The 25,949-nt window shown below is 63.4% G+C and carries 29 protein-coding genes; 1 reads left to right on the top strand and 28 read right to left on the bottom strand.

Translation table 11 applies throughout. The features are described 5' to 3' along the window. Positions 1–12: 12 nt before the first annotated feature. The 27 genes from NITMOv2_RS13610 to NITMOv2_RS13740 all read right to left on the bottom strand — a co-directional run bounded on the left by NITMOv2_RS13610 (position 13) and on the right by NITMOv2_RS13740 (position 24,343). Positions 13–324 carry a hypothetical protein gene (locus NITMOv2_RS13610; RefSeq protein ID WP_053380383.1) on the bottom strand — a complete coding sequence of 104 codons (312 nt, stop codon included), beginning with the start codon at positions 322–324 and terminating at the stop codon, positions 13–15. Between the two features lie 46 nt (positions 325–370). Further along, a complete protein-coding gene (locus tag NITMOv2_RS13615) occupies positions 371–769 on the bottom strand; it encodes a response regulator (RefSeq protein WP_053380384.1) in 399 nt (132 codons plus the stop codon). A gap of 109 nt (positions 770–878) precedes the next feature. Further along, complete coding sequence (locus NITMOv2_RS13620; RefSeq protein WP_053380385.1) at positions 879–1,181, bottom strand: Na-translocating system protein MpsC family protein; 303 nt, start codon at positions 1,179–1,181, stop codon at positions 879–881. A gap of 59 nt (positions 1,182–1,240) precedes the next feature. Further along, complete coding sequence (locus NITMOv2_RS13625; protein ID WP_053380386.1) at positions 1,241–1,666, bottom strand: response regulator; 426 nt, start codon at positions 1,664–1,666, stop codon at positions 1,241–1,243. Further along, positions 1,617–2,693 (bottom strand): L-threonylcarbamoyladenylate synthase, encoded by a 1,077-nt coding sequence (locus NITMOv2_RS13630; protein WP_083448020.1) that lies wholly within the window; start codon positions 2,691–2,693, stop codon positions 1,617–1,619. The genes NITMOv2_RS13625 and NITMOv2_RS13630 overlap by 50 nt, the downstream gene beginning before the upstream one ends. Positions 2,694–2,735: 42 nt before the next feature. After that, positions 2,736–4,472 carry an IPT/TIG domain-containing protein gene (locus NITMOv2_RS13635; RefSeq protein WP_187299210.1) on the bottom strand — a complete coding sequence of 579 codons (1,737 nt, stop codon included), beginning with the start codon at positions 4,470–4,472 and terminating at the stop codon, positions 2,736–2,738. Positions 4,473–4,557: 85 nt separating this feature from the next. Then, complete coding sequence (locus NITMOv2_RS13640) at positions 4,558–4,980, bottom strand: response regulator (RefSeq protein WP_053380388.1); 423 nt, start codon at positions 4,978–4,980, stop codon at positions 4,558–4,560. Beyond that, the gene (locus NITMOv2_RS13645; RefSeq protein ID WP_053380389.1) at positions 4,977–6,380 is read right to left on the bottom strand and encodes a bifunctional folylpolyglutamate synthase/dihydrofolate synthase; all 1,404 of its coding nucleotides are present in this window, start codon (positions 6,378–6,380) and stop codon (positions 4,977–4,979) included. Before NITMOv2_RS13645 ends, NITMOv2_RS13640 begins: the two co-directional genes overlap by 4 nt. After that, entirely contained in the window at positions 6,364–6,591 is a 228-nt protein-coding gene (locus NITMOv2_RS13650) for a DUF2934 domain-containing protein (protein WP_145976336.1), read from the bottom strand. The genes NITMOv2_RS13645 and NITMOv2_RS13650 overlap by 17 nt, the downstream gene beginning before the upstream one ends. 82 nt (positions 6,592–6,673) lie before the next feature. Continuing rightward, positions 6,674–7,471 (bottom strand): sulfate adenylyltransferase subunit CysD, encoded by a 798-nt coding sequence (gene cysD, locus NITMOv2_RS13655; protein ID WP_053380391.1) that lies wholly within the window; start codon positions 7,469–7,471, stop codon positions 6,674–6,676. A gap of 40 nt (positions 7,472–7,511) precedes the next feature. Continuing rightward, a complete protein-coding gene (locus NITMOv2_RS13660) occupies positions 7,512–7,736 on the bottom strand; it encodes a hypothetical protein (protein WP_053380392.1) in 225 nt (74 codons plus the stop codon). Between the two features lie 115 nt (positions 7,737–7,851). Further along, entirely contained in the window at positions 7,852–8,202 is a 351-nt protein-coding gene (locus NITMOv2_RS13665) for a hypothetical protein (protein WP_053380393.1), read from the bottom strand. 38 nt (positions 8,203–8,240) lie between these two features. Beyond that, positions 8,241–9,254, bottom strand: coding sequence for an isocitrate/isopropylmalate dehydrogenase family protein (locus NITMOv2_RS13670; protein ID WP_053380394.1), 1,014 nt, complete (start codon positions 9,252–9,254; stop codon positions 8,241–8,243). 81 nt (positions 9,255–9,335) lie between these two features. Then, positions 9,336–11,723 (bottom strand): hypothetical protein, encoded by a 2,388-nt coding sequence (locus NITMOv2_RS13675; protein ID WP_053380395.1) that lies wholly within the window; start codon positions 11,721–11,723, stop codon positions 9,336–9,338. Positions 11,724–11,739: 16 nt separating this feature from the next. Continuing rightward, entirely contained in the window at positions 11,740–12,210 is a 471-nt protein-coding gene (locus NITMOv2_RS13680; protein ID WP_053380396.1) for a hypothetical protein, read from the bottom strand. Between the two features lie 6 nt (positions 12,211–12,216). Then, positions 12,217–13,251: an alkaline phosphatase family protein gene (locus tag NITMOv2_RS13685; RefSeq protein WP_053380397.1), complete on the bottom strand. Its 1,035-nt coding sequence runs from the start codon at positions 13,249–13,251 to the stop codon at positions 12,217–12,219. 372 nt (positions 13,252–13,623) lie between these two features. After that, positions 13,624–13,923, bottom strand: a complete 300-nt coding sequence (locus tag NITMOv2_RS13690; protein WP_053380398.1) for a P-II family nitrogen regulator — start codon at positions 13,921–13,923, stop codon at positions 13,624–13,626. Positions 13,924–13,947: 24 nt separating this feature from the next. Beyond that, positions 13,948–14,952 carry a sodium-dependent bicarbonate transport family permease gene (locus tag NITMOv2_RS13695; protein WP_053380399.1) on the bottom strand — a complete coding sequence of 335 codons (1,005 nt, stop codon included), beginning with the start codon at positions 14,950–14,952 and terminating at the stop codon, positions 13,948–13,950. A 56-nt stretch (positions 14,953–15,008) separates the two neighbouring features. Beyond that, positions 15,009–15,773, bottom strand: a complete 765-nt coding sequence (locus NITMOv2_RS13700; protein WP_053380400.1) for a hypothetical protein — start codon at positions 15,771–15,773, stop codon at positions 15,009–15,011. 49 nt (positions 15,774–15,822) lie between these two features. Continuing rightward, positions 15,823–16,647 (bottom strand): molybdate ABC transporter substrate-binding protein, encoded by an 825-nt coding sequence (gene modA / locus NITMOv2_RS13705; protein WP_053380401.1) that lies wholly within the window; start codon positions 16,645–16,647, stop codon positions 15,823–15,825. A 19-nt stretch (positions 16,648–16,666) separates the two neighbouring features. Next, complete coding sequence (locus tag NITMOv2_RS13710) at positions 16,667–18,133, bottom strand: porin family protein (RefSeq protein WP_053380402.1); 1,467 nt, start codon at positions 18,131–18,133, stop codon at positions 16,667–16,669. Between the two features lie 559 nt (positions 18,134–18,692). Next, positions 18,693–19,451: a nickel pincer cofactor biosynthesis protein LarB gene (gene larB, locus NITMOv2_RS13715; RefSeq protein ID WP_053380403.1), complete on the bottom strand. Its 759-nt coding sequence runs from the start codon at positions 19,449–19,451 to the stop codon at positions 18,693–18,695. 2 nt (positions 19,452–19,453) lie between these two features. Continuing rightward, a complete protein-coding gene (locus NITMOv2_RS13720; RefSeq protein ID WP_053380404.1) occupies positions 19,454–20,317 on the bottom strand; it encodes a DUF6671 family protein in 864 nt (287 codons plus the stop codon). Then, positions 20,314–21,093 (bottom strand): dethiobiotin synthase, encoded by a 780-nt coding sequence (bioD, locus tag NITMOv2_RS13725; RefSeq protein WP_083448023.1) that lies wholly within the window; start codon positions 21,091–21,093, stop codon positions 20,314–20,316. Before bioD ends, NITMOv2_RS13720 begins: the two co-directional genes overlap by 4 nt. Continuing rightward, positions 21,090–21,920 (bottom strand): class I SAM-dependent methyltransferase, encoded by an 831-nt coding sequence (locus tag NITMOv2_RS13730; RefSeq protein WP_053380405.1) that lies wholly within the window; start codon positions 21,918–21,920, stop codon positions 21,090–21,092. The genes bioD and NITMOv2_RS13730 overlap by 4 nt, the downstream gene beginning before the upstream one ends. 86 nt (positions 21,921–22,006) lie before the next feature. Then, complete coding sequence (gene ilvD, locus NITMOv2_RS13735; protein WP_053380406.1) at positions 22,007–23,680, bottom strand: dihydroxy-acid dehydratase; 1,674 nt, start codon at positions 23,678–23,680, stop codon at positions 22,007–22,009. 297 nt (positions 23,681–23,977) lie between these two features. Next, positions 23,978–24,343 carry a hypothetical protein gene (locus NITMOv2_RS13740; RefSeq protein WP_053380407.1) on the bottom strand — a complete coding sequence of 122 codons (366 nt, stop codon included), beginning with the start codon at positions 24,341–24,343 and terminating at the stop codon, positions 23,978–23,980. 123 nt (positions 24,344–24,466) lie between these two features. Between NITMOv2_RS13740 and nhaR the strand changes: the two genes are divergently transcribed. Beyond that, positions 24,467–25,366: a transcriptional activator NhaR gene (gene nhaR, locus NITMOv2_RS13745; protein WP_053380408.1), complete on the top strand. Its 900-nt coding sequence runs from the start codon at positions 24,467–24,469 to the stop codon at positions 25,364–25,366. Positions 25,367–25,405: 39 nt separating this feature from the next. Here nhaR and NITMOv2_RS13750 read toward each other — a convergent pair whose 3' ends face one another. Continuing rightward, the gene (locus NITMOv2_RS13750) at positions 25,406–25,948 is read right to left on the bottom strand and encodes a phosphate-starvation-inducible PsiE family protein (protein ID WP_053380409.1); all 543 of its coding nucleotides are present in this window, start codon (positions 25,946–25,948) and stop codon (positions 25,406–25,408) included. Position 25,949 lies beyond the last annotated feature (1 nt).

The following is a 25,949-nucleotide window of genomic DNA, read 5'->3' on the forward strand; positions in this document are numbered from 1 at the left end:
AACAGGTTCTAGTTACGCGAGCGGGTCATCCGCGCCATTCCCGGCGTCGAGCCTCATGACGCTCTTGGGCGCCTTTGTCACGGCAAGCGCCCGGCGTTCGAGAATCAAAGGATCCACCACATCGCCGCAGATCACGCACCGCCGCACGGTCAGGTCCCACCCCGGACACCCGGCCGCCCCTCCAGAAAGATCTTCGACGACCGTCAAGCCCCCGCAGCGGGCGCAGCGATCTCCCCAGCCTGTGACCCCATACCGATCATGTCCGGTTCCGATGCGATCTTCGCGAGCAGGACGTTTCGACTCCGTGCGGAGATCGGCACGCACAGTCCAGTCCGCCTGCTCGTCTCTCAGGCAAGCCGCGCAATCCCCGTCACGCCTCCGACGCTCCGGGGAAGCACCACGGAAAGAGCGCCAGGGCGAGGTCCTTCCGGCCCATCGGTTTGGCCAGGCAGCTTTGCGCGCCCATCGCGCACAGATGCCGCCGGAGGTCGGGGGTCATCATCGCGCTCATCATGATGACCGGGAGTTCAGGCACTCGCTGCTTGATTTGGCGCAGTGTCTCCGCTCCATCGATCCCCGGCATCATCACATCACACAGCACCACATCCACACACCGATGATCGAGGATGTCCAACGCCTCCTGGCCCGAGGCCGCCGCGAGCGCCGCACATTTCCACGAGGCGATTGCGTCGCATGTCGCCTCCCGAATGTCCGGATCATCGTCAACGATCAGAATGCACAGCTTACGTCTCGACGATCGGCTCGCCATGGTGTGCTCCTTTTCCGCTCGAACCGGAGACCGTCCATTCCTCACGCTCCGTCGCGCGACGCGAGCAGAAAGACGCCCACCTGCTCACCGGTGGAGACGGCGAAATCCGTCAACACTCGGTCACCGCCATGCCTGTCAGCGCCGCGACCTTGTTCGCCAGGATTCGGCTCTGTTGAGCGAACAGCGTGCGGTACAGCTGTTTCACCAGCGTCCGGCCTTCCTCCGTCCGGATGAGCTGCTGTTCCGCCGCCGGCAGCGCACCCCGCGAGCGGGCAACGATCATGTCCGGAGCGACGAGCACCCGGATGCGCTCGGCGAAGCTCCCTGCCATGAATTCCAACTGAAACTGGCAGACCGCCTTGCGGATCGCCGCTTCCAGGGCCTCTTCGTGCTGCAAGGACTCGCTGTGCATCGTCTTCGGTATCCGCCCGAACGCTACGGACGCCCGAGCCCTACTATCTGATGAAACATTCACGCGTCACCCGAACCCGTCGTTGAGTGATCTGCCCGGCCCGAAAGCGTGGGAACCGACAAGAGCGCGACAGACAGCGCCTCTCGCCGCACCGGCTTCTCCATCCAGTCCTGCGCCCCCTCAGCCAGCAGCTCGCGGCCGAGCTGAGGCGTCATGAGGGCGCTCATCATGATTACCGGCAGATCGCGATAGTGGCGTTTGATCTCATGCAATGTGTCCAAGCCATCCATCGTGGGCATCACCAGATCCAGCAGGACCACATCGACCCGGCTGCACTGGAGCACCTCCAGCGCCTCCCATCCGGACGCGGCCTGCAGCGGTTCGTACCGCCAATGCGCCAGCATATCGCAGAGAAACAGCCGGATATCGGGATCGTCATCGACAACCAGCACCCGGCGCCGGGGCCTCCACTGTTTGCTCGCCATGACGACACCCTCCTTTCCCATTCAAAGGGGTTTCGCCTTCGCATTGAATCGGCGCCGCACAACGGCGGAGCCGGTCCATGATCGCCAATCCCAGGCCTTGTTCGTCGCAGGGCTCGGCGTACAGGTGATCCAGCCCCAGCCCGTCCAGCTTGCGCAACGCGGCAAAGAGGCCCCGTGCGACCTCACGGAGGTTACCCGACGGAGACAACACTTCGACAACGGCGTACCCGCCAAGGTCCACCGGACTGGACATCGCCAGCAGCCCGGCTCGCTCGCCGGGCCCGAGCAGGCGCGCCCGTCCAGCAGGCAAGATGGTCAGCGGCGTGCGCGTCGCATAATGCCGGGCGAGCCGGCCCGGCGCCGGCGGCCGCTGATCGCTCCCGCCCCGGCGCGCGACGGGACCGACGACCGCCTCAATGTCGGCAAGCGGCAGACTGCCGGGGCGAAGCAGCTCCGGCTGAGCCCCGGCCATCGAGATAATGGTGGACTCCACGCCGATCGGGCACGGTCCCCCGTCGAGAATCAGATCAATGCGGTCATCCAACATCTCACGCACATGCTCGGCGGTGGTCGGGCTCACATAGCCGAAGGGATTGGCGCTCGGCGCGGCGATCGGCACGCCCGCTTCCCGGATCAACGCCCGCGCGACCGGATGGACCGGCATCCGGATCGCGACGGTGGAGAGTCCCGCCGTCACGAGATCGGGAACCCGCTCTCGCTTCGGCAGCACCAAGGTCAACGGACCGGGCCAGAAGGCATCCATCAACCGGTGATCGTCGAAACCGATCGCCGCGACCAGATGATCGAGGGACGCCCGTCGCTCGATATGCACGATGAGGGGATCGAACGAGGGGCGTTGCTTCGCCTCGAAGACGCGCGCCACCGCTTCGGGATTCAGCGCATCACAGCCGAGCCCATAGACCGTTTCGGTCGGGAACGCGACGAGGCCGCCGCTCCGGATGACCTCTGCGGCCAACCTGATCGACTCCTCGTCGGCCGCTGGAACTATCCTCCCGGTTGAAACCATGGCCCCTCCCCTGAGACACGAGTCACCGGGCACAACCTTCTGCTACTGATTCGTGCTCGCATCAGGCCGGTTGTTGTCCCAATAGCCCCGGTCGGGCAGTCCCTTCGCCTCGATGGTAAACTGCCCGGCCTCCAGCGTGAGCCACTTTTTCGGCGTGCAGCAGGTGCCATCGGGCAGTATGTCCCACGAGCCGCGCCGGACGACGAGCGGGCCCGTCGCGAGGTTGTCGAAAAACTCGCCCCGCCTGCCGATGCCGTAGAGATTCCGGCGCGGGACTTTCACGACGATCTCGTGGTCGGACCACGACTGCACGAGCGCCGCCGTACCGTTGAACAAGACCTCCGTGCGCGAGACGTTGGAGAGCACGGTCGAGCCGGCATCAGGTTCGTTGATTTCGAAATCCTGGCGGCGTTTGTAGGCTTTCTGATTGATGTCCAACTGGGCATGCTCCGCCGTCTTCAGGAACGTCCCGAATCCCCGGCCCTTGATCGTCACGGTCTCGTCCAGACCGGCCGATGTGGGGTCGTACGATTCGATGACCGGGTTCGCCAGGGTGAACTCGCCCGCTTCCGCCGCCACGACGCCTTTCTCGGTGCAGCACGAGCCGTCCGGATTCGGCTTGTTTGCGCTCCGATACACCACGACCTTCCCGCTCTTCGCGCTGAACGGCACCCAGACGTCGATCCGGTCGTCGTGCCAGCGATAGATCACCGCCGGCACCCCGCCGATCTCGACGCGGTTCTCGCCCGTGTTGAAATCCATGAAGTTATAGGGCGTCGACCCGCTTTCAGAATAGAACCCGAAGTGCTCGCCGCGGATCGTGAGCAACGTACCGATCGGCGCGCTGACCGGGGTGATCGCCGTGGGTTTCGGCACATGAACCGTGAAGGTGGCCACAGTGCGCTCGCGCCCTTGGCTCTTCAGCACCAGCGGGCCGGACTCCGCCCCGAGCGGCACATGGACCACGATGACATCGTCTTTCCATTGTGCCACCGTGGTCGCCTGCCCGCCGATGAGGACCGCGTCATCGGCCCCTTTGCTCGCCCCGAATCCCTGCCCGAACAGCACCACCTTCGTCCCGACCGGCCCGCTCAGCGGATCGACGCGGACCGTCGGGATCAGCGAGAGGGGGACCGCGTTGCTGACGACGTAGTCCACCGGCGCACAGCAGGATCCGTCCGGCAGCGGATCGGACGAGGCCAGACGGACGACGACATCCCCGGAGGTCGCGTTCGCGGGGATCTCGACTTCAATCCGGTCGTCTTTCCACTGACGCGGCCGGGCCACCACACCGCCAATTATCACGTCATTGACACCGAACATGGTATTGGGGTCGCGCGATCCGGCAGTCGGGCCGAAATGACGCCCCGTAATGTGAAGCCGCGTTCCCCGCTCCGCTTCGGGGGGAGTGATGCCGTCGATCTGCGGGCGCACGACCGTGAAGGTTCCCGCCGGCAGCTTCTTCTTACCGGCCACGATTTCGACGGGGCCGGTCGTCGCCTTGAACGGCACCTTCACCTCGATCAAATCCGGTTCCCACCGCTGCACTAACGCCGGCACGCCGTTGAACGTCACTCTATTGCTGTACACCGATGTGAAACGCCCGAAGCCCTTCCCGCTGAGCGAGACGGTGGCCCCCGGCGGAGCCTGGCCCGGCTGGAGAGCGGCGCGAGGAACGGACGCGCCCACCTCCGGCGGAACCATGGCCAGACTCAGGCCGGCAAGAACCAGCGCCGTACCCGACATCTTCTGCATCCACTGCCGAATCGAGTGACTCACCGATCCCCTCTCCTGTTCTTGTATACGGCAACGCATCTCATCCCCTCCTCTGAGTATTTCAAGTCAGGCCTTGCTGCACGCCGCGTCAGCTATCCGCAAATCCAGACGGCGGCACACAGGCAAACAGCAGCGCCGACAGGGTTCGGGAGTCCACCGGCTTGGCCAGACATTCCATCGCCCCTCGACGGCGCCACGTGCGGCGCAACTCCGGCGTCATGGCTGCGCTCATGACGACGACCGGTAGGCCTCGGATGCGTTGCCGGACGGCATCGAGCATCTCAGCGCACTCGGTTCCCTCCAGAGCCGCATCCAACAACACCAGGTTCACAGGCTGACAGTACAGGATGGCCAGCGCCTCGCGACCGGACGAGGCTTCCAGGACATCCCATGGCGAGCCTGCGAGCAGGCCCTTGAGGTTCCCTCGATCGTTCGGATCATCATCGACCAGCAGCAGGCGCCGTGGTGGTCTCCCTGTGGAGCCTGAGGCCATCTGGCCTGAGCCCTTCATGCAAACTTCCTCAGCGTCGCCCCGGCAAGGGCGGTCATCTTCTGTCGAAGTCGGGCGATCGGCCGCAGGCAGCCCGCCAGGTGGATCGAGCCGGTCACCACCACCACGCCCTGGCCTCCCGCCGCCTGCAGAGCCCGCGCAAAGGCCTGCTCCGGCTCTTCGATCAGCTCCGCGGGCGCCGCGCTACGCCGGCGCCAGAGAGAGGCCAGCTCCGCCGGCGGAGCCGCGCGCGTCCCGGGGTAGCGCGTAAAGATCGCTCGCCGGGCGCCGCCATCGGCAAAGTGGGCGATCACCTTCCCCACCTCCTTATCGCGCGGCACACCCACCACCAATACCCGGTCGCGGCCTTCGAACATGGTCCGCACAATGGCCGACAGGCTGGCCGCCGCCATGGCATTGTGCGATCCGTCGATGACGACGGTCGGCTGTCCCGGAAACACCTCGCAACAGGCCGGAAGGGTGACGGCTTCCAGCGTCCGGCGGACCAGATCCTCAGTCAGCTCGGGAATCAGCCTCCGCCGACACAACGCCTGGAAGGCCATCAGCGCATGCGCGGCGTTCGTCGCCATGAAGGCGGCAGGGCAGTTTAAAGTCAGGTTCCGCCACACCATCTGGTCCACCCGAAGCGAGCAGATCCCTCGATAGCCCATACGCACGAAGGCCTGCGCGTCATAATCCTGTCCCAGCAGAAACACCGGCGCATGGAGTTCTGCCGCGCGCCCAAGCACCACCGCGCGGGGTCCATCCCCCATCACGCCGACCACTACCGGCACCCCCGACTTGATGATGCCGGCCTTTTCAGAGGCAATCTGCTCAAGGCTGTCTCCCAGCAGATCCATGTGGTCGTAGTCCACGTTGGTGATGACGCAGACCTCGGGAAGGATCACGTTGGTTGCATCGAGGCGGCCCCCGATACCGACTTCGATGACAGCCCAGTCGACCTGTTCGACTCGGAAGGCACAGAAGGCGGCGGCGGTCAGCAGTTCGAAGTGGGTGAGCGCTCGCCCTTCCCCCTCAAGAAGGGGCCGCAGCTCGTTGAAGGCCGCCACGAAGGCCCGCTCACCGACCGGGGTCCCGTCCATCTCGATCCGTTCGCGCAGGTGCTCAATGTGAGGGCTCGTGTAGAGACCCACGCGGGCGCCGGTCGCACGGAGTAAGGCCGCGAGCATCCGGCTCACACTGCCTTTGCCCTTGGTCCCCGTCACATGGATCGTGCGACACGCCCGATCGGGCCTGCCGAGCGCGTCCACGCAACGGACCATCCGCTCGAGCGTGAAGATCCGCTCAGGTGGAACCCGCCGGTCCAGCTCATAGTTGATACGGCTGTCCAACAGAGCCTGGACGTCGGCCAGCGACCGGAACGGGGCGGCCGGAGGCCGTGGTTCACTCGCCGGTTTCATGGAGCGTCCTCATGACGATCTCTTCGGCCCGCAGCCAATCATCCAGATCCTGCCCGTCTTGCCGTCCCCGTTGCTCGAAGAGCTCGTACGCTGTCTTCGCAATCCGGTCCCTCACCTCGTCCGAATACTTCTGCATGGACGCGGGCTCGGGCGGCAGCTCCTGCGTCACACCGTGGCGGGTGCCCGACGTGCTTGTTTTCCTGATTCTCACGGGCACCCTCCTTTGCCGCCGGAGTCCGCGACGGACTCGCCGGAAGGCTGTCGGAACGACGCAGCCGTCTCTTCAGCGGCGATCACATATGTCCCAGTTTCCGCAGCACTTCCATCCCGCGCCCTTCGTCCTGCGCCCGGCCGGCTCGCTCCGCCACGGTGGTCGTCCGCAGCTCGCCGATGATGTCCTCGACCGTGCAGGCCGTGGACTCCACCGTCGCGGTGCAGGGCACGCAACCGAGACTGCGATAGCGTCGGCCGGTTCCTTGATCGAAATAGAGCGACGGGAGCGGGATCTTCTCGAACTGGAGGTATTCCCAAATGTTGACCTCCGTCCAGTCCAGGAGCGGGTGGATGCGCAGATGGGTCCCATCGGGAAACGATGTCTTGTACTGGTCCCACAGCTCCGGAGGCTGATCCCGGAAGTCCCACTCGCCGTGGTGGTCGCGCGGAGAAAAATAGCGTTCTTTGGCGCGCGTGCCTTCCTCGTCCGCGCGGATCCCGAGGATGATCGCCGTGAATCCCTGCTCGGCGATGGTCTGCTTGAGCGCCTCGATTTTCAGCGCCGAGCAGCAGGTCACGCGGCCCATCGTAGGGTTCATGCCGGCCGCCAGCGCCGTCTGGTTCTGCCCCACGACCAGACGCAGCCGCCATTCCCGGACGATCCGATCCCGATATTCGAGCAGCTCTGGGATTTCGTACCCGGTATCGATGTGGATGAGCGGAAACGGAACGTGGCCGAAGAAGGCTTTGCGCGTCAGCCAGAGCAGGACGGTCGAATCTTTGCCCATCGACCAGAGCATGGCGAGCCGGTCGAAGTGTTTGTAGGCCTCGCGGAGAATGAAGACACTCTGGTCTTCCAATTGGCGCAGATGGTTCATGTCGATGCTCCCGCACACCGATTCGTGTTAGTCAGATGCATCATGTTTCGCGCTCCCACGACTCCTGACGGTCGATCTTACGACCCGTGCGGGGATCCTCCAGCTTGGTACTGAACCGATCCAGAATGAACTCGTCGAGAGATTGAGAGAGGCCGAGATGGAGTTCGCGTGCTTCGGTGAACGATTCAGCCTCACCCTCGTCCCGCTCACGGGCGACATGAGAAGAGGCAGAATCCCTTGCGTGAGCAGCACGATCGTGCTTCATGCGGGCACCGACCCTTTCTCTGATGCAACGATCACAACTCTTAGCCGTTGCCTTAGCACGGAGGCGGTGCACGCTCTTTTGACGAGCGCGCACCGCGCCGGTCTCTTCAAGGCATTCAATAGGCCTTGCTGAATCCCGCCTCGCCGTCGTAGTTCCACAGTTTCTGGGCCGCGGACCACCACCAGCCTTTCTTGGTCAGCGCGTCCAGGAACGCGTTCACCTCCGCATCGGTGATATCCCGCGTCGCCATAAATCGGCAGCGATACCAGTTCACCATCAGCAGGTCGGGACTCACGAACCCCGGCCAGACTTTCGTGCCGCGGTTGGAGATGAACTCGCACGTGAACGGTCCGATGTCGTCGAACTTGGGAATGCCCTCTTCCGTAATGATGTACATGTCGACGCCGACAAGCTTGATGTCCTTTTTCTTCTTCGTGGCCTTGGCCACTTCCGTCAGTGTTGGCATAGGAGTCTCCTCTATCCGTTCAGACGTTCGCCCGGTGATCAGGCCATCGCGTGCATCTTGTCGACGATGGCCTGGGCATACTCATCCGTTTTCGCCGTGCCACCCACGTCGTAGGTGACGTGCTTCCGCTCGTCCAGCACCGCAAACATGGCCTTCTCGATCCGGTCGGCAGCGGCCTTCTCGCCGAGCCACCGGAGCATCATGATCCCCGAGATAAGCACGGCGGACGGGTTGACCTTCTTGAGCCCCGCATACTTCGGCGCGGAGCCGTGCACGGCCTCGAAAATGGCGCAGTTGTCGCCGATGTTGGCGCCAGGCGCGAAGCCCAACCCGCCGACCAGGCCGGCGCAGAGGTCCGTCAGGATGTCGCCGTAGAGATTGGGCAGTACCAGACAGTCGAATTGGTCCGGGTTCTTGACCAGCTGCATGCAGCAGTTGTCCACGATCACGTCCCCGATCTCCATCTCCGGATAGTGCTTCGCCGCCGCCCGGAAGGCTTCGAGGAACAGCCCGTCCGTCATCTTCATGATGTTGGCCTTGTGCACGCAGTACACTTTCTTGCGCCCGTTCGCCTTGGCCCACTTGAAGGCGAAATCCGCGATCCGGTACGACCCCGGCCAGGTAATCACTTTCAAGCACTGCGCGACCTCGTCGGACACCATGTGCTCAATCGCCGCGTAGGAGTCCTCCGTGTTCTCGCGGAAGTTGATGATGTCGATCTTGTCCCACGGCCGCTTCAGGACCGGAATCAGCCTGGCGGGCCGGACGTTGGCATACAGATCGAACACTTTCCGGAGCGTCACATTGGCGCTCTTGTGTCCCGTGCCGATCGGCGTGGTCGTGGGTCCCTTCAAGGCCACCTTGTTCTTGGCGATGGACTGAATGGTTTTGTCCGGCAGGAGCGTCCCGTACTTCTCCAGACAGTCGAGCCCGATGTCCTCGTACTCCCATTTGATATCGACGCCGCTCGCGTCGATGACCATCCGCACCGCTTCGCAGATCTCGGGGCCGGTGCCTTCTCCCGGGATCATGGTGATCACATGTTGCGCCATAGGTCCTCCCTTAAGCAGCAAGGGTTAATAACACGGCCCTCCATCGGGGCCCTTCCTCCACACGATTTCCTAACGCATCCATCAATAGGCCGCTGGTTGGGACAGCGGTCGGTTCGACACGAGGTCCAGCACATGTAAGCCGTCGAACTTGGCTGCGGTCTTCCCGAATGTAATGAGCCCGACGAGTCCTTCTTGCGGGAGCACAGCGTCGGCGACGGCGGCCACCTGCGCGCCATCGACGTACACGCCCAGTCGTCCACGGTCGAGGTGCAGGAAATTGATCCGTTGCACACGCAGAGTGTGCCAGGGGCGCTGAGCCAGCTTGACCGTCGTTTCCCCGAGGACCGTTGCGCGGCCGTCGATCATTCGTTTGGTTGTCAGCTTGCCGGTCGCCGGATTGAGCGTGACCGCATAGAAGTTGCCGTGATCCCGCACCGCCAGCGCGATCCCGGCCTCCCCCACGCCGTCCGGCGACAGGTCCTGCACCTGGACCGTCACATCCGGATAGGTCGTGCGGATGCGATCGGCCAGCAGGAGGTGGGCACAATCATTCGGCCCTGTGGCGCAGGGGCGATCCTGGATAATCAGATGCCCCGGCGTGGGTGCCTGGATATCTGCGACGACACGCCAGGCCGGGGAATCGGCGCCGGGCGTGCTCATGACGATGAACCCCGCAGGCAAAACCCCGGGAACGTCCTGATCGAAATTCCACTGCCACACGATATCCTGCCGCGGCGGTTTGGCATGGACTTCGACGTCGAGCACGTCCGGTGCGCGCACCGGCGTGGGTAACGTCACCTGGACGCCGTCTGGGACTAGGGCTTTCACCACATCGTTGCCGACGAGGTAGGGCCAGACGCCCACAGCGCCGGAAAGGCGATCATGCCAAACCTTGGCGGCCTGCAACCGTACATCAAACCGGGCCGGATCGCGCGGCGCACGGAGCGCTTCCACCAGGACCAGCGCGTAGGCCGCCACGAGCTTATCGACGGGGGCCTCGACCATGCGTAAGGCCTCCTCGGCTTCCTGCCGGGCCTGCTCCAGCCAGGGATGACCATAGCGCCGCTCCCAGGAGAGCCACTGAATCCGGTCCCACGCAAGCTCGGAGAGCACTCGTCCACGAAACGCTTCTCCAAGCGTGAGTTCCTTCAGAAGCGCTTCGTGAACATCGAGCGCGGAGGTGGCGTCGTTGTTCCATCGATAGAGTGCGCCGAGTTGCCGCCGCCGCTCCGGCGTCGTTTGTCGGCCAGCTGCCAGACGTTCGAATGAGTCGATGGCCTGGTAGAACGCCTCGGCCGCCGTGGAGTGGCCCATGGCGACCTCGGTGAGCTCCTGCCGCCAGGTCTGTGCCTGCAGGTTCCAGTACAGCTCCGCCAGCCGTTGCGTCACCGCCTCATTCGGGCCTGAGATGCCGCTCTTGGTCAGACCTTCCCGCAGAAACGTCCGGAGGCGATCGTCGGCAAGCACGGCATGGAGCGCGGGATCGGCCGGATCGATCAGCGTCAACCGGGTCAGCAGCCGCGTCCGCTCGGGAGAGCGTGGCATCTGTTCGGCACGTGTGAGCGCGGCGGCAAAAAGCTGATCGGCATCCTTCCGCTCCCACCAGCGGGCAGACCCTAAGACCAAACCTCCGGCGCCGACTCGCGCCTTCACATCCTCAGCAGCAGATCCCGTCGCGTCACCCCGCTGCGGAAGGTAGCCGTACTGCACGCCGGCAATGACCGGCGCGCCCGGCAAGGCCTCGCTCAGGACCGCCCGATCCACCGGGTATCCCAGCTTTCGCAATCCGGAGAGCACAACAAAGCGAATCGTTACCTCTTTGACCGGACCGTACCGGCGAAGGGCCCCGCTGGCCCACCAGACCTCCTCCGGCCGCAGCGCCAAAGGGGCCGTGAGCGGATCCCGGTACGACACGAGAATTTCGACCGTCTGGCCGGCAACCCCGACGGGCTCCGGCCCCGCAAGGTTGATCAGCGCGAACTGCCTGACCGGCCAGACTTTGAGGACATCGAGGCCCGGGGGTGGCCCCACCTCGGATCCAATCACCACCGGAGAGACGAACACTGCCGGCACATACTCTCTCCAGTAATCCGCGTGGCGATGCGTCTCGGATAGCAACCCCAGGCCGACCCCGCGCCCGAGGGCGCCGAAGATTCCGGTTTCCGGCTGGTCCTGGATCAGATCACGATGGGCCTTCAGCGTCTCCTCCCAACAGGCCTTGTCGGCCTGCTCCGATGCCGCTCGCTGGCGCCGCAGCGTCAAACAGGCGAGATCGAGCGCCGCCCACTCGGCCACCCGGTTCTGGGCCAATGCCTCGGCATACCGCACGACGAATCGGCCGGGCTCACTCTCGTGGGAATGTCCCTGTTTCTTTCCTGCGGCAATCGATTCATCCACGAATATCGGCGCCGCCCAGACTGTCACCAGTATCACCAGGAGCCATTTCGCGTGGCGATATTGCGTTCTCATAGATCCTCTACTCAATTTACGGCGTGGTCGAATAGTCCGGCTGTCCCCCATGCGGGTAGGTCCGTTTGCATCGCACGATCAACGTCTGTGTGCCTCGCCCTCCCACGCACTGATCGAGCGAGGATGAAAACTCCACCGTGCCCTCTTGGGTCACCTCGAAGGGAAAGTCGAAGGTGAAGCTGATGAATTTGTACCGGCCCGGCGGCAACTGCAGCACGCGAGGCTCCGAGGTCCGATAGGCATCGGAGGTTTCCGGATCGGACGTCCAAATCGATGGGGTGATACCCGGCACGGTCCACCAGCTCTGGGACACGATCGAGGTGGCATCAATCGTGACGGGATAGGGTGTCGCCGGTGTCTCCCGCGACTCGGTGACGGCAACGAAGCCGATCAATGCACTCAACGCGACACAGCCGGACGCGAGCATCGCGCGCCGGATGTGAGGAGTGAGACGTGTTCTGGAATTGTTCTTGTTGTCAGAGACCATGAGCGATCACCGTCCCTTCGCCGAAACAGCGGCAACAGTGCCGGTGTTCCGGAACACTTCTTCGACGACCCGGCTGTCCCATTCCGTGTGGGTCTCCAGTCCGAGTGTTCGCATCACCGTCGCGCCGGTGTCGAGAATGGAGACCGGCTGACGGATGATGTGGCCGGCCTTGATTCCGGCCCCCGACGCAATCCATGGGACGAGCGATGAGCCCGTCGTGGGTTGCCCATTGACCGCGACCGGGATTGCCGCGCCGGTTCCGCTCAAGGCGGTGACGAAAACCGTCGTGCGCGCGAGCAGCCCATGTTCCTTGAAGAGATCCAGCACGGCCCCCATGGCATGATCCACCGATTGCAGCGCCTCGCGATATTCCTTCGAGGCCCACCCGTGGGCGGCGCCGGCGCGCCTGGCATCCGGCAAGTGCACGACGAGGAGATGCGGCAGCGCCAGAATGGCGTGGCCATAGCCGTGACCGCTCGACGCTTTCCGCAGGTATTGCCTGATATAGGACACGAGCCGCTCCGGGCTACATTCCGGCCTCAGGGCTCCGCACAGCTGATAATCCGTATAGGGTTCCGGCTTCGCGAGCTGGTAGAGCGATTCGTCCATGAAGAAGATGGCGCTGTCCCGCCCGCCGCTCAGGTCGAGGTAATCGAACAGCGTGGGAGGTCGAGGATACCCGCGGCTGAACTCGAAGGCATCCCAAGTGATGCCGTGCTTGTCGACCGGCAGCCCGGTGAGCAGGCTAGCCATGGCCGGCAGCCGGAGAGGGGGCGCGACGGTTTGAGCCGACCACGTCGCAGCTCCTCCCTTGACCAGTCGGTTGAGCACGGGCATCGGTCCGGCCTTAGGAGAGTCTTGACCGATCCCCTCCAGCACAAACAGAATCACGGACTCGGCATGCGCAGAGTCAGTGGTCGGCTTCACCGGAGACGTCTCGGACTGAACGCCGCGAGGCGAGTCGGCAGAGGCGCTGAGGGAGATCGACCAGGTCAGCAGTACGGCCGTGAGCAGGCAGATGACCCGAGATGTGAAGAGCATGACGTGTGACTCCTTCTGCATCGTCCAGTATACGGGTGCTGTGCAACAACGCATGATGCGCAAACGCAAGGTCTATTCCTGGTGCAATGAGGTTCGGAAACCCGAAAGACGGGAAGAGCCAAACTGCTTAATTGACAAAGGAGAATGCTCTGCTTGTCCGCGAGCAGTGGTTGGATGATCGTGGCATTCCGTAGTCTTCACCGGACCTCCCCGTGTGTGTATGCACGGAGATCTTGTGCGCTCGGTGCATCCGAGCACTTCGCTGCTCGGCTAACGTGCCGCCTCAATGTGTGGCGGCGACAACGGCCGGCACTCCGGGAGGAGCGATACCCTGAGAAGCCTTTCTACGGTTGTCGGAGAGACCTGGTTGGATTATTCGATGGCAAGAACGGCCGCGTCGGACACAAAAGCCTTCAGATGGTGCCCCTTCCGCATCAGGCGCTCGATCTCGTCAAGCAACGCCGGAACTCGCTCTTCCGAAAGGATCACATAAAGCATGATGTTGCTGTCGATATCGAGCATTCCCGTCTGGGGCCCGGAAGTGCCGGCACCGCTGGCCTGCAGGAGCGTATAGCCGCTTATTCCATTCCGGCGAAGCATGTCCGTCAGGGTTTCGGTCAGCGCACTGGGACCGATAATGGCAAGCAGCTTTTCCGGACACAGTCGCTTCATGATACGCCCTCTGTCGGTGGGACGTTACACCCAGGCGCCGACGATCGCTTCCGCGAGGCGATGGTACAATGGAATTCCAACTATAACATTAAATGGGAAGGTAATGCCCAGCGAAAGTGTGATGTACAAGGAGGGATTCGCCTCGGGAACGGCAAGCCGCATGGCCGGAGGCACCGCAATGTACGAGGCGCTCGCCGCGAGCACCGCCACCATGGTCGTTCCACCGACGCCGAAGCTGAGCGCGATACCGCCCACCAGTGCGCCGATCAAGGCGCCGACCAAGGGCATCAGCACACCAAATAGCGCCAGCGCGACCCCCATCCGGCGGAACTCCCCGATGCGGAGCGCCGCCTCCATGCCCATCTCAAGCAGGAACAAACACAACGCGCCCATGAAGATATCGTTCACGAACGGATGAAGCGCCGCCATGCGTGTGGGCGCCACAACGGCGCCGATCACCATCGCGCCGGCCAGCAGCACGACGCTGCCGTTAAGGAAGGCCTCGCGCAGAATGCCGCTCGGATGCCGCCCCTCGGCGGCTGTGCGCGCGTCGTCGGAAGCGATGCCGAGCCGGCGGCGGGACCATCCCGCAAGCAGCAACCCGATGACGATGGCGGGAGATTCCATCACCGCCAGCATGATCACCGGATACATTTCATAGAGGATGCCGTTGCTCTCCAGATAGGCTTTCGCCGTCATAAACGTGCCGGCGCTCACCGAGCCGTAGTGGGCGGCGATCGCGGCGGCGTTCAGCGCATCGACCCTGCGCGAGGAGACCAGCACGACATACGCGAGAACCGGCAGCAGTAACCCCAACATGATAGCCCAAAAGACCGCATGCACTGCCGTGAGGAGATTGGCGCGGCCGAGCTCGACGCCGCCATGGATGCCGATCGCCATCAGCAGATAGATGGAGAGCGCCTTGGCGAGGTCGGGGGGGAAACGGAGGTCTGAACGCACAACCCTGGCGAGAAAGCCGAGGGCGAAGAACAAGACGGCCGGGATCAAAAGATTCGAAAAACCGTGCATGGTCCCCTCTCCTTCCTGACTTCCCTCCAAGCACGCTAGCACCAGCCTCAGGATTCTTACCGAGAGACCGGCTCGCCGCCTTCCAGGATCTTGTAGGGCGGCACGTCGGCCAGTGCTTCCCGGAATCTGATGGCCAGGGCCTCCAAGGGGCTCGGTGCCAGCCAACCGCCCCACGAGAACTTGGTCACCGTGTACGTTTCCGGATCGAACGCCAGGGTGAAGCCGGTCGGGACCTTCGGGACGTTTTGCATCTCGCGAACGTACTGACCAATATCCGGCGCCGGCCCGTGCACGTACTGGACTTCGCTCAGCACAAGATGCAACAACGGCCCTCGAACGAAGATCCATCCGCTTGTGCTTTCTTCCCCGCCTATTATGACGGGGCGCCCGATGGCCACACCGGGCATGCCGGTCTGCGTGGGGGTCGTGCCCTTCTCGCCCGCCCCTGTACCGGGACGGCTCAGATGAAAAAACACCCGTTCGTCCGGTGTGGTTTGCGCCAAGGCCTGGGAGAGTGCAGGAGCCAAAAAGGCGATGTCATCCGAATGGAAAACCCGGCGCTTGAGCGCTTCCCCGATGAGCAGGCGGGACAGGAAGTTACGTCGCTCGCTATGGAGCACCCGGTGGAGCAGGGTGCCGATCTCGGTGGGAGTCAACGTGACGGGGTGGTCGTTCCGTTGCGACTCCTCCTCCGGTACCAGGAGCACATCGTTAAACCCGACGGCCACCACCTCTCTCCCCTTGACCTCGGGAGTCTCGACACATCCGATGAGGGTGAGGCTCAGGAAGAGGAGCACCCCTTGTCGTAGTAAGTTCATCATGCATGCACGAGTCCGCTGACGCTCCTCAACCGGGCTTGAGCACCGGCGCTTACTCCGTTCCCACCGTCCCCGCGGACACGGGCTGGAACCCGTGCTCGCGCAAGGCGCGTTGTACGGCCGGGTCGAGCATAAAATCGAGAAATTCCCGCGCCAGGGGAAGCGCGAACGGCCGACAGGTCCACACGACGGCCGCGCCGAACTCCACGGGAGGATGGAAACCCCTCGGCGCTTCGTCAAGAATCCGGACATTCGCCGCGTGTACCGCGTCGATGCGGTACACGATCCCGATGTCCGCCTCGCCGCTGGAGACGAGATCGATGATCCCGCTGTGATGGCCGTAGACGATCCGGGATCGCAAGTGGTTCAAGAAATCGATATCGATGTTGGACAACAGCTCGGCGGTGATGACTCCCAACGCATCCGTCGCCGGATTCGCAATCGCAATCCGGCCAGTGACGTCCTTGTTCAGTTTCAGGGACCGAAAGGACACCGGAGCCGGAACGGCTTCGGCGGAGGCGATCAAGACCACGGACGTCCTGGCAAAGATCCTCGGCGGCCCATCGATGGTCAGTCTTCGGGCTTGCAGATGGCGCACTTGGTCGAATGAGGCGGGAAGGAACACGTCCAGCGGCGCGCCTTCCTCGATCTGTTCGCGGAGCGTCACGGACGGACCGTAGACGACGCGCACCCTGGCCGACGGATGCCGCGACTCAAAGATCGGGAGCACGTCGCGGAGCACGGGCTTCAGACTGTGCGCGGCGCCGATCGTCAAGGTTTCGCTCCGGGCCGGCTGCGCCGTCGCGCTCAGTGCCGCCACACATGCCGCCACACACCAGATGCTTCTCCGCCGCCATCCCGTGGTATGGTCCATCATGTGTCCTCCAGACTTCGGTCTACCAATAGAACTGATACAGAACGCGGACGCTGTTCGTGACAAGATCCTGCGTACTGACGGCCGGACGACCGGCGGCAAATCCACCGGCGCCCATCGTGAGGTTGGTCAAATCGACGATCATGCGATGATCGTACGTTCCGTCAAAACTATAGTTCAGCGCCACGCCGGCCTCTTTGACCAGATCGTGAGAGTGGGCCGTGCTCGGATCGAAGACGCCATACCGGACCGCCACTTCCAGCTTCCGCGGCACCACATAATGACCGAGCATCGCGTACCAGCCCATGGCGTCTCCCAGGGGAACAATGGCCTCCGTGGGGGCTCCGCGCACCTGCTGCTGGCGATAGTAGCCCTCCGCCTGGAGGGCCCAGCCTCGATACCTGGCGATGAAGTCCAGATTCCACGTCTGGAAGTCGATAATCCCGCTACCGAGCAACCGGCCGTTGCGGGAGACCTCAAGTATTTGGTTCCGGGTTGAGGTATGCGGATGCAACAGATCCACCCCGGGATTGTACGCGTAGGCGGCGGCGACGGCGACTTGGGGGGTCTTTGACCAGAGAATGTCCCCTTCGCCGTAGAGGGGATTCCCCGCCACCCTCCAGAGCAGTCGCGCCGTATACATCAACTCGTTTGCGTTCCTGCCGAAGGGCTGGCTGAGCCGGTCCAGAGTGATCCCCATCCCGTTAAAGACGCCGATCGCATAGTTGAGCCGGTACTTGCTCTCGTCGCTGAGCAGCGTGATGCCGAAGTCACGGCGGTTGATGGCGTTGGCCATGAAGGCATCCTGCACGAACATGCGGTGGGTGAACGTCAGATTGAGGACGGACTGAATCTGCGCTCGATTGAACCAGGTTTTGTACTGACCGACCACGACATTGGCATAGGGCACGTGCCAGGAGGCCACATAAAAGTTGACCAAGGACATGTTGCCCACCGAGAAGGAACTTCCAACCGGGCGATCGGCCCCAATGGTAAAGTCGAAGCGCAAGTTCGGATCAAACGCGTACCCCAGAAACTGTAGCCGCGCGATCCGATTGCTGAGCGCCGCCGCCGACTCCCCGGCCCGTCGTGCAGGGACAAAGCGAGAGTCCTCGACGCGCGGAGTATTGGGATTGCCGATGGTGGTCCAGGCTTGATTATAGGCATCATGGATGAAGGCAAATTGCATCGCGCCGCGCACCTTGAGAAAGAAGTTGTCCTTGGTCTTGATGTTAAGCCCTTGGCCGTAGTTGATATGAAATGGCTGAGCCGACAAGCGCTCCCGCATCTCGATGATGTGGGCGCCCTTGTCGTATTCCCCCTGCGTGATGAGATGTTTTTCCAGGAGATATTTGAGAGCGGGATCCTCCCCGGTGACGTATTCCCACCGCCCGTCTTTCCGCACCAGTTCGCCTTCTTCGACCGCCCACACGACGGGAAGCAAGCCTGTAAGAGAGAAGGCCAGTCCGCCGACCACAGCCCGTAGCATGCATGCGGTATCCATTGCCGTACCATCCGAAGAACGACCCGCAGGCGGTCGGTCATCTGCCGAGTGCTGGATTCCCTCGGTGCAGGAGGCATCGGTGCTCGACCGGATCCCATCAGGAGCTTCCAACCAAAAAGATCGCTGGAACGAGCGTCACACCACCCTGCCGATCGCGACGACCATCAGGGTCAGGGGAGAGCGTGTCACTCAACGTCCGCGCAGCGTCCTGGTTTCAGGAAAGCGTCCAGCAAACGGCGTGCCTTGTGGTGAGGGAAACGGATCCGCGTGGGAAGAAGGTCATAACGTCGCACTGCCGTTGGTCATAATGCGCTCGAAGCAACGCCCTAGGCGGAACGAAGTGGAGAACGCTACCAGGGAGCCTGCTGAGAAACCGGTGCTAACGCGCACCTGGCGCACGGCTCGCCATGCAAAATCGCACGCACACCCTCCTTCGCGTGTTTCGTGCAAAGGGGTCGCAGCATGGAAATGAGTGTGCGGTTGAGGCGGAAAGACAAGGGGGTGGACAAGCGACGAGCACGTGATCACTGTGTCCTGCAAGGCTTCAGCTGCGCGTCATCCGCAGGATGCGCGCCGCGGCGAAGGCGGCGCCGAAGCCGTTATTGATATTGCAGACCGTGACCCCGGACGCACAGCTGGTCAGCATGCAAGCCAGCGCGGTGACTCCGCCGAACGCGGCCCCATATCCCACCGACGTCGGGACCGCGATCACTGGAATCGCCACCAGCCCGCCGACGACGCTGGGCAGCGCACCCTCCATCCCGGCCACCACGATGGCGAGAGAAACGTGGTTGAACAGCTCACGCCGGTTCAGCAGTCGATGAATCCCCGCGACTCCGACGTCGTAGAGCCGTTCGATCCGGATACCCAGCAGGCGCAGCGTCTCGGCGCACTCTTCCGCCACGGGGATATCGGCCGTGCCGGCGCAGACGAGCGCGACGGGGAGCTTGCCGAGCGGTTCGATCGGTGCCTGCTCCCAGGTCGCCGTCCGCGCAAGCTCGTGGTAGCGCAGCAGCGACAGCGCCTGCGTCACCGCGACCGCCTTCTCCGGATCAAGTCTGGTGATCAGCACGTTTTGGCCCGTCCGCGCGAGCTCCTGCGCGATCCCCACGATCTGCTCCGGGGTCTTCCCCAACCCGAAAATCACCTCAGGCGTCCCCTGCCGCAGCGCGCGATGGTGGTCGACCATGGCATAGCCGAGGTCGGCGAAGGGGAGATCCGTCAACTCCCGCAACGCCTCATCGAGGCTCACGCGGCCGGTCTGAACGCCCTCGAGAAGCTGACGCAGTCTAAGAACATCCATGGTCAGGGATTACAGAAGTGGCATTCGCCCGGCGACGCCGGCGCCGTGCCGGTGGCCGGCAGACGTTCTTCGCGGAAACCGCAGCCGGTACAGCCGGCGATCTCCATCCGGACCCGGCGCGTCGGCAGCCCGCACTCGGCGCAGGGCAGTCCCCGGAGGCGCTCTACAATATCGAAGCCCGGCCGTTCACAGCGCGGGCAGCCGCTCAGGGCCACCCGCACCAAATCCTGGGCGGCTCGGCCGATCGCCGTCATCCGCGTGGGATTGACATGCGCGCGCATATCACTCTCAAGATGCGCGGCTCCGTCACGTTCGAGCACGACCCGGACCGCCGCCTCCAGGGCCTCCGTCGTCATCAGGCCTTTGTACAGGCCGTTCGTGACATCCGGTTCCCCCTTCCGCACACCCATCACGACCATAGCATGGGTCGGGAATCCGATGTCCTGAGCGAAGGCCCGAGCTTCGTCCACGCTGCCGACAAGGCGGCTGCCATGATTCGTTTCGGCCGTGAGGTCCGCTCCGACGAGCTCGAGCCCATTATCCCGGCCCACCAGCGTGATGAGCTCGCGCCCGCCGGGAACCCACGGCAGCCACGGATGGGGTCCGAAACTGCCTTCGCTCGCGAGCCCATAGTCGGCTTCCGGGACTGCAGCCAGCGCCGCCTGCGCCTTCAAACGCGCCGTCTCACGTTGCGTGCCGGGGCGCGGGACCTCCCGCGTGAACGTGCCGAAGCGGTCGGTGTCGAAACCCCGCAGGACTTCGACCCGAAGCCCGAGCGCTTCTTCCAGGACGGGGGCGATCGCCTGTTCCTTGCCATGCATCGTCGCCAACACCGCAAGGCGTCCTCTGAACCAGGACTCAGTCATGCGTCTCCGGGAAGCGAGAGGGTCAGGAACCGTTTGCCGGAACGGCCCAAAGGGTGCTGCGCACAAACGGTTCCTGACCCCTTTGGCCTCACAAAAGCGTCCAGTATCGGATATAGCGCCTGCTGATAGGCAGCCAGCCGGCGGGCTGGACTCCGCATATAGGGGACCGGACCTAACACCGGCACGCCATGCCGCTGCTTGAGCCACGCCGCATTGTCCCCCTCGGACGGATCACTCGCGTCCTTAGTCTTCGTCAAGAGGACCGCGCGGACCGGGATGCGGCGACTGGCGAGCGCGTCCAATGACAGACCGGTATGGTTCAGCGTCCCAAGCCCGGCGCGAGCGACCAGAAGGACCGGGATGTTCAAAGTCTCGATCAGGTCGATGATGTCGCGCTGCGCGTCGATGGGCACGAAGAGCCCGCCGGCCCCTTCGATCACCAGCGGGCGTCCGCGAAAAGAGCGGGCAAGGGCGAGGACGCGGGCGAACGATGGGGTTTCCTTGCGCCGCGCCGCCGCCACCCCCGGCGCCAGCGGCGCCCGATACCGATAGAGGCACACACGGTCCAGCCGGTCGTCGCACCGGGCCGCGGCTTTCAAGGCCAGCGCATCGGCAGGCCGGTGCCAGTCGAGACAGCCGCTCTCGTAGGGCTTCATCGCCGCCGGGCGGAGCCCCGCGTCCGCCAACAGGGAGAGCAGCGCGCAGGCCGTTTCGGTCTTGCCCACGGCGGTGTCGGTCCCAGTGATGAAAAGGCAGAATCCGCCGCCCTGTATCATGCGCTGTCCTCGGTCGAGTTCGGCAGCACGGGAAACGGTTTCCGCAGCGCCCAATACAGTTCACCTGGCCAGCCGGGCACCACAGCTCCGAACGCAAGATTCAGACGGATCCACCAGCCATAATTCTCTAGAACTGAGCCGGTGTTGCGCATCAAGTAGGCACCGGACAGGAACTCCACAATCAGGCCATTGCGCGTGGCCAGCGCTTTGACGCGCCTTGGGGAGAACGCGCTGATATGGCCAAATGGTTGCGCGGCCCTTCGTAATTGGCGTTCTCGGTATCGGACCAGCACGTGAGGGATCCCCGGCGAGCCGCCGATGCAAACACCGCCGTCTGTGAGAAACACCAGCGTTCGCGCGAGGCATGCTTCCGGATCACGAAGGTGCTCAAGAACGTGGAGAAACACGATCACGTCGTAGCGCTGTGCGAGCTTCAAAGCTGGCCCCTCGAGATTCTGCTCCACGCATTGGGAATATCCTCTCGCGGCCATCAAGGCCCGATCGATTCCCAGACCAAGTCCATCCCAGCGACCTATGATCGTGGACCACGGCCGACGATCCGTTGCGCCAGCTCTCAGAAACGCCAACATTTCGCCAGTCCCCATTCCGATCTCACAGACAGCTAGCGGACGTTGCCTGGTCTCAAACTCCCGAAGAATCAACTGATACATGAACCAATACCGGAGCGCCCGTAGCGGAAAGCGGGACCCGCCGCCGTTCCCCTTTCGGTCTGCAGGCGAGAGTCCCTTGGCTCCCAGCTCCAACGCCGTCAGGTCCCAGCAGCAGACATACTTCTCCCCCCATGCGTCGTGCTTGGTTCTTGTCATTACCCCCTCCAGGCAAGAAGCGATGCGCCGGTGATGAAGAGACGGAGTTCCTCACCGCCTATCCCTGCTGCTGCGCCCCCATCGGGCTAGTCCGTCACGGCTCCCGTGCTGGCGCTCGAGACCTGCTTGGCGTACTTCGCCAGCACGCCGCGCGCATAGCGCGGCGCGGGCGGTCGCCACGCGGCCCGGCGGCGCGCGAGTTCCTCGTCGGAGATATTGAGCTGAAGCAGACGCCGTTCCGCGTCCAGGGTGATCGAGTCGCCTTCCTGCACCAGCGCGATCGCCCCGCCCACTGCGGCCTCCGGCGCAACATGCCCCACGACCATCCCGTAGGTGCCGCCGGAGAAGCGTCCGTCGGTGATCAGCCCGACGGAGTCGCCCAGGCCCTGGCCGACGAGAGCCGCCGTGGGCGAGAGCATCTCGCGCATGCCGGGGCCGCCCTTGGGACCTTCATAGCGGATCACCACCACGTCGCCCGGCCGGATCCGTCGCGCAAGAATGGCCTCCGTACAGGCCTCTTCCGAGTCAAACACCCGCGCTGGACCGGTGATCTTGGGAATCTTCACTCCACTGGTCTTCGCGACCGCCCCTTCTTCCGCCAGGTTGCCTTTGAGGACGGCCAGATGGCCGCGCGGGTAGAGAGGCTTGCTCCACGGCCGGATGACATCCTGATCGGCGCGCGGTTCCTCCGGCACGTCCTTGAGCGCCTCGGCGATGGTGCGCCCCGTCACGGTCAGCGCGTCGCCGTGCAGCAGGCCGTGGGCCAGCAGCAGTTTCATGACCTGCGGAATGCCGCCTGCGCGATGCAGATCCGTCGCCACATAGTGACCGGATGGTTTCAGATCGCACAGCACCGGCACGCGCCTGCCGATCGCCTCGAAATCATCGAGCGTCAGCGGCACCCCCGCGGCGTGCGCGATCGCCGGCAGGTGCAGGACGGCATTCGTGGAGCCGCCCAGCGCCATTAAGACCGCGATGGCGTTCTCGAACGCCCGGCGGGTGAGAATGTCGCGCGGGAGAATGTGCCGGGTGATGGCCTGCACCAGCACCTCTGCGGACTCCGCCGCGCTGTCGGCCTTTTCCGCATCTTCCGCCGCCATCGTGGAAGAATACGGCAGGCTCATGCCCATGGTCTCGAAGATCGCGGCCATGGTGTTCGCCGTATACATCCCGCCGCAGGAGCCCACGCCCGGGCAGGCGCGGCGCTCGATCTCGCACAACTCCTGTTCGTCGAGGGTCTGCGCGCTGTACTGGCCGACCGCTTCAAACACGCTCACGATGGTGAGATCGCGGTCTTGATATTGCCCCGGCTTGATGGTGCCGCCGTAGACAAAGACGGCGGGGATGTTGACGCGGGCGATGGCGATCATCGCGCCCGGCATGTTCTTGTCGCAGCCGCCCAAGGCGAGCAGGCCGTCCATGCTCTGGCCATTGCAGACGGTTTCGATCGAATCGGCGATCACCTCCCGGGAGACCAGCGAGTACTTCATGCCTTCCGTGCCCATCGCGATGCCGTCGGAGATCGTGATGACGCCGAAGACTTGCGGCATGGCGCCGGCCTCCCGCAACGCGGCCTCGGCGCGGACGGCCAATGCCCCGATCCCCATGTTGCACGGCGTGATGGTGCTGTGTGTGTTGGCCACGCCCACGATCGGCTTGTCGAAGTCGCCGTCGCCGAATCCGACGGCCCTCAACAACGCCCGGTTGGGAGCGCGCTGGAAGCCCTGTGTGACCGCTCGACTCCTGCGATTGTCCGGCATGCCACTCTTTTCACCTCAATGGTTCCTTTGTGTTCTTTCGCGACATCGTTCGACACGTCTTGATTGAGAGCAAGAAGAAGGCCGCGCATGCGTGTCATACCTCTCATAGAAAGAGGTGGCTTAAATGAAAGGAAACATGACGGAAGACCATCATCGTAACCGCGCTATAGCCGTTTCATGCTCGAAAGACCCGTGCGAATGCACACGCCCGTGCTGGCACGCACGGGCTCCACGCGCACGACCGGTCGCAAACTTAAACAGCCTGCTATGCATGGACTCCCTGCTCATCCACCGGGTCTACCAGCGCCAGATCGGAAGGCCGGCGGCGCCTGATTCCGGCTTGAGAATCTCGCTCGGCCTGGTCACATTCGTCGAAGGATATGCCCCGGCCACGGACCTACGATCCGTCCCCGTGCGGACCCCGCCCGTACTGAGATCCCCGTTCTTGTATGAATCCAGCGATACACCGTCACGCATCAGGGACAATGACCCGGGTGCCACCTCCGGCCCATGGGGTTCTCCTCCATCCATCACCACCAGGGGGTCGGCCGGAATCGGCGGAACGTCCCCTTGACGATCTCTATCCGCCCACGCCGGCGCACTGAAGAGGGCCACACCGAGCACCCCTGCCGACACCGCGCGCCGCATCGGTCTCGTCATCATGATGGCACCTCCATTTCGGTTCCGGATTCTCGTGTCGGCATCACGATAGCAACCGATCTGATTATTTAAAAATAGATAAATGGAGCTAGTATCATTGTATATTTCGATGTATGATCCTACATCATGGAATGGTTGAACTATCACCATCTCTTGTATTTCTGGTCGGTCGCCAAACACGGCACTATCGCCAAAGCCTGCGAGGAGTTGCGCTTGGCTCAGCCGACGATCAGCGCGCAGATCCGGGAGCTGGAGAACGCGCTGGGTGAACGACTGTTTGCGCGCGCAGGCCGTCACTTGGCGCTCACGGAAATGGGGCGCATGGTGTTCACGTACGCCGAGGAGATCTTCTCGCTGGGGCACGACCTGATGAACACCGTGAAGGGACGCGGCACGGGGAAACCCTTGCGCCTGGCCGTCGGCATCGCGGACGTGATACCCAAGCTGCTGGCCTCCCAGTTGCTCAAGTCGGCCTTCACGCCGGCGCAACCGACCCGCATCGTGTGCTGGGAAAACAAGCTGGAGCAGCTCCTTGCAGACCTGGCCACTCATGCACTCGATCTCGTCATTGCCGATACCCCGGCGCCGCCGCACATCCGTGTGCAGGTCTACAATCATTTCATGGGGGAATCCGGCGTGACGCTTTTCGGCACCGCGAAATTGGCCTCCCGCTATCGCCGGAATTTTCCGCGCTCGTTGATGGGTGCTCCGGTGCTGCTGCCCACAGTCAGCGCCACGCTCCGCCGATTGCTGGACGCCTGGCTGGTCCGCCATGAGATTCACCCCAACATCGTGGGCGAATTTGAAGACAGCGCGACGTTGAAGACGTTCGGACAGGAGGGATATGGCCTGTTTCCCGGCTCGACCACGATGGAAAAGAGGATCTGCCGGCAGTACCACGTGCAGGTGGTGGGGAGACTCGATTCCGTCACACAGCGGTTTTACGCGATCACGGTGGAGCGGCGGCTCAAGCATCCGGCCGTCCTGGCCATCATCGACAAAGCGCGTCACGAAATACTGACGTGACCGTGGCGTGGCGCCGCAAATAAATCCGGACAAGACGGGCTAGGCGCGGAACGTCGAAGCCGGTTTCAGACCGGCCTCTTGCCTCGGCCCCGCCGCCGGCACGGCGTCGTACTGGTCGGATGGTACGGGGCGCATTCGGAGCAGATAGACGCCGCCGATCAACACGATGACCAACCCCGCGTTCATGACCATGTCCTTGAGATACTTGTCGAAGAACTCATCGGGCACGTGGCGAAGGTCGCCGAGTTCCGCGCTGGCCGTCAACATGCGCCGGATGCACGCGATGATCCCGACGACCAGGTAGGGTTCGACACGCAGAATGTCGGTCTCCAAGAAGCGGACGATCGTGCGGAACAGCTCCAACAGAATGACGATCAGGAGCAGACTATTGACAAGCGTCAAGCTGGTGAACAGAAACGCGTCGGTCCTCTTGAGCGCGTCGAGAAACTCAGCCCAACCATGAAAAAACAGCAGGATGCTGACGGCAAGCAGGCTGAACCCGATCGCGATATACCCCCAGCGGTCCAGGCGCTCCATCCAGACGAAGAGCCGCTTGCCGGATTCCGTCACACGATCATACATA

Origin of the sequence: Nitrospira moscoviensis, assembly GCF_001273775.1 — a bacterium.
In the GTDB taxonomy this organism is placed as follows: domain Bacteria; phylum Nitrospirota; class Nitrospiria; order Nitrospirales; family Nitrospiraceae; genus Nitrospira_D; species Nitrospira_D moscoviensis.